Consider the following 3,342-nt stretch of genomic DNA (forward strand, 5'->3'; position numbering starts at 1 on the left):
AATACCTCTTGGACAAAGTCTTTTCCGCCGATAACCCCAGAATCGGTAAAATACCGGCATCTGTACCTGAAGCGCTCAACTCTGGATATCTTGTAGCCCTTTTTACGGGCCTTTTCCACGACCTTTTTGTCAATGGTCTTCACTTGCTGGTCTCAAAGACCTGGCCTACATAAATTGCCCAAAACATACCATGCTTGAAAGGGGTAACGAAAGGGCTGAATTGCCCACATCAGGCAATGCATGAAATGGGGAAAAGTCGTCTTAATTGCCCAAAACATACCATGCATGAAATGGGATTTTTAATGTTAATTGATAATAATCTTGAATGGTTACGTATAGATCCGGGTGGTGCCAGGGGCAAAAGTTGTCTGTAAGGGGTGAAAATGGGCTATTTTTGAGGGTTAAACTCAATAAAAACAAGCAGTTGTTGGTCTCAGAGACCTGGCCTCACACAAAAAAAATACTAAAGGCAGGCGGGGTATAGCGGGATACTGGCAACATAACTAAACTCGCAACATAATGTCCCCATCTGCCCGCTTATGCGGACAAGAGCAATCCATGAAGCTCATCATATTTTTTGAACTGCTTATCGAATGAGATTAGCTCAGCTTCGTGTGTGATGGCGGTAGCTATAATAATCCTATCGGCAGGGTCACGGTGATGGTCAGGAAGATTTGCAGATAGCACAGCAATTTGTTGGTCCAAGGGTAAACAGGTTGTTTCAGTTGAAAGGGCCACTTCTATCCATTGTTGTGCAGGAATTGGAAGTTCCAAACGACCACGTTTTGCAAGAGTCACAATTTCCCAACAACTGATGGAAGATACGCAGATCTCATCAGAATATTCAATGAGCTCAGTCAGTTTTACTCCAATATTTTCAGAAATTAACCATCGAACCCAGATATGGGTATCCAGCAATATCATCGCAATACATCCCACTCTTCTTCCGAAACAGTCGGTGCAATTAAATCATCATGGATGATCGTGCCTTGTAGTTCCTTTGGCGGCACCCGCCTTAACTTCGTTTTAGAAGTTTTGGTTTTTGTCGTACGAACAATCACCTCAACAGCTTCATCAGCCATTTCTTCTGGGAGTTCAATCAGGATGCGCCGATCCACAGGTTTCGTTCTAAATCTCAAGGTATCCATAAGTGAATGACCTCCATATTTGATTCCAGCATGATGGCCATTTATTGGTCTGTCAAGAGGAAATTATTTTCCAATAACCAACAAGCCTGATTTTAAAATCCATAAGAATCAGTCATGGGGAAGCTTAAACTTGGCTGTCGAAAAAGAAGAGCCGAACCCATAAAAAATAAAAAGCTACTAAATGCAGGCGGGGTTAGTTAAGCGGGATATACGGGATACTGGCAACATAACTTCACCCAGTTGAACAGACCGAAGGTCTACGGCACAGCCGTGTTCAACCGGGTAAACTCGCAACATAATGTCCCTTGGCTCCTCTCTGACATTCTGGGAACTACCTCAAGGGCGGGGTATGCGGGGTACGTTTAAAAAAAATACTAAAGGCAGGCGGGGTATAGCGGGATATAGCTGGATACTGGCAACACAATGTCCCATTGCTCACTCTCTTTTATTAAGCAGAGCGTAATAATGCTTCAAACTTGGCTATAACATCTTCGAGTATGCTCTCATCCACCGAAGCAGCAAACTTCAGCCCACGGGCGCGCCAATCCAGGTTTTTGACTTGGTCAGCCAAGGCAACACCTGAGATTGAAGTGTCGCCTTTGATCATGACCTCAAAAGGGTACCCTTTAATTTTGTTCGAGATAGGGCAAAATAATGCGAGTCCTGTTTTACCGTTGTATGAAGCGGGGGAAAGCACCAGTGCAGGGCGATGACCAGCCTGTTCATGCCCGGTTTGGGGATTAAAGTTCAACCATACGATATGACCGCGATCAGGCACATACATTAAAGCATTTCCTGTCCAACAGGTTCGCCACTGCCTACTTCTTTATGGATATTATCCGGGGTGATTTCTGCCAAAAGTTCGGACAGTATATACTTTTTACGCTGGGGTCTGACTACAATTTCGCCATCTCTTAGCGAAATATCAACAGAGGTGTTTTCAAAAATTCCGCACTTTTCGGCGATTGGTTCAGGTACAATGAATGCCAATCTATTTCCTACCTTAATTGCCTTTGCCTCCATACCATACTCCTTTTATTAAACACTTTGAGTGTGTTAACTCAATTTCTCTACATAACATATAACTATTTAGAACATCCCGGATTATTTGGCAAGTAGCAATAAAGAGTTCACTTCCATCATCCATAGATCCACGGAATCTGGTCAGTTATATAGTAGTGTTGAAGGGGCAGGCAAGAGGAAATTAAAAGGCACTGGCTATAAAGCGCCCAGTCTCTTCATAGAGTACAAACCCTCCACACCACCTACGGACGTAAATTTACGCTCATTCTTGGAGCCCAGCAGATGCTTGACCTGGTCAAATATTTACCCCGTAAAATTTCTTTTCATTTTACTGGGGCCTCCTGCACAAAATCTTTCCCGCAGATCACCCCGGAGTCAGTAAAATACCGGCATCTGTATCTGAAGCGTTCAACCCTGGAAATATTGTAGCCTTTCTTCCTGGCTTTTTCCACAACCTTTTTTTTGCCTTTGCCAGCATCCACAGCGCCTGTTTCATAGACGAACTGCCTGTACTTGCGGACAATCTCTTTGGGATCCAATTCGTTCCAGTCCTTGAGGCCAAAATCTATGGATAAGAAACCGTCTTTGTTTCCGGTCTGGGTATGATAGCCAAGTGAACTCCAGCGGTAGTCTTCCGGTTTTTTGACTATTCCGGCTCGTATAGGATTCAGGTCTATGTAGGCCAGCATGTTCACAAGGGTGCTGCCTTCCTGGACAATCATGGACTTAAATCGCTCACCCCAGAAGAAGCCCCGTCTGTTATGTCGCTTAATGTAATACATGGAAAAGGTCTGCTTGATCTCTCGGACGAACTCAGAAAGATCTGTCCATTTCTTGCTAAACTTTTCCATCTCATGGTCTCCGAAATGAACATCATCGCCATAGCGTTTGACAAATCTTTCCTGGACCTCCTGCCTGGTAGCGTAGTCCCTTTGATAAATCTTTACAGCCAGGTGCCAGTGGTTGCCCATAATACAAAAACCGAGCACTTCCACAAAATAAATGCTGCTGAAATACTTGATAATCTCCAGAAGGCGGTTTTTCTCAATGTCGCCCAAAGGCAAGCCTGGCAGAGCAGTGCGGGATATCACATGGTTCACCCGGTTAAATAAGATTTGAGCCTATTTAAAAGACTGCTCAAATCTTAGCTTGAGGCGCACAGGGCATACCA

The 3,342-nt window shown here is 44.2% G+C and carries 4 protein-coding genes and 1 pseudogene; all 5 read right to left on the bottom strand.

All coding sequences use genetic code 11. From position 1 onward, the window contains the following. Positions 1-537 precede the first annotated feature (537 nt). The 5 genes and pseudogenes from QZP87_RS09445 to QZP87_RS09465 all read right to left on the bottom strand — a co-directional run bounded on the left by QZP87_RS09445 (position 538) and on the right by QZP87_RS09465 (position 3,286). Positions 538-924, bottom strand: coding sequence for a type II toxin-antitoxin system VapC family toxin (locus QZP87_RS09445; RefSeq protein WP_291322672.1), 387 nt, complete (start codon positions 922-924; stop codon positions 538-540). Continuing rightward, on the bottom strand, positions 921-1,148 hold the full coding sequence (locus tag QZP87_RS09450) for a hypothetical protein (protein ID WP_291322673.1): 228 nt from the start codon (positions 1,146-1,148) through the stop codon (positions 921-923). Before QZP87_RS09450 ends, QZP87_RS09445 begins: the two co-directional genes overlap by 4 nt. Before the next feature lie 448 nt (positions 1,149-1,596). Next, entirely contained in the window at positions 1,597-1,932 is a 336-nt protein-coding gene (mazF, locus tag QZP87_RS09455) for an endoribonuclease MazF (protein ID WP_291322674.1), read from the bottom strand. After that, the gene (locus QZP87_RS09460; RefSeq protein ID WP_291322675.1) at positions 1,932-2,171 is read right to left on the bottom strand and encodes an AbrB/MazE/SpoVT family DNA-binding domain-containing protein; all 240 of its coding nucleotides are present in this window, start codon (positions 2,169-2,171) and stop codon (positions 1,932-1,934) included. Before QZP87_RS09460 ends, mazF begins: the two co-directional genes overlap by 1 nt. 195 nt (positions 2,172-2,366) lie before the next feature. Beyond that, positions 2,367-3,286, bottom strand: a pseudogene (locus QZP87_RS09465) (transposase). Positions 3,287-3,342: the final 56 nt, after the last annotated feature.

The sequence above is a fragment of the Desulfonatronospira sp. genome (assembly GCA_003563255.1).
Taxonomy (GTDB): Bacteria; Desulfobacterota; Desulfovibrionia; order Desulfovibrionales; family Desulfonatronovibrionaceae; genus Desulfonatronospira.